This is a genomic window from Novosphingobium sp. UBA1939, assembly GCF_002336885.1.
Lineage (GTDB): Bacteria > Pseudomonadota > Alphaproteobacteria > Sphingomonadales > Sphingomonadaceae > Novosphingobium.
In genome coordinates, this window is the sequence record NZ_DDFB01000086.1 from 1 (window position 1) to 215 (window position 215).

Sequence of the window (215 nt, forward strand, 5' to 3'; positions counted from 1 at the left end):
CGCCGCTGCGGCGCTAGGCGCGCTGGCGGTGGAGCACGCGATCCGCTGGGCGGCGGGGCCACTGGCCTGGCCTCTGCTCGCGCTGGCCGCCTGGCCCGCACTGGCGCAGCGCAGCTTGGACGACCACGTGCGACCGGTCATCGCGGCGCTGGCGCGCGATGACCTGCCGGCCGCGCGCAAGGCCGTGGGCATGATCGTGGGGCGCGATACCGCCG

At 77.7% G+C, this 215-nt stretch carries 1 protein-coding gene; it reads left to right on the plus strand.

Annotated elements, in window-relative coordinates:
- Nucleotides 1–215 (plus strand): cobalamin biosynthesis protein (locus B3547_RS11630; RefSeq protein WP_292963262.1); only part of this gene is annotated, 215 nt, incomplete at both ends.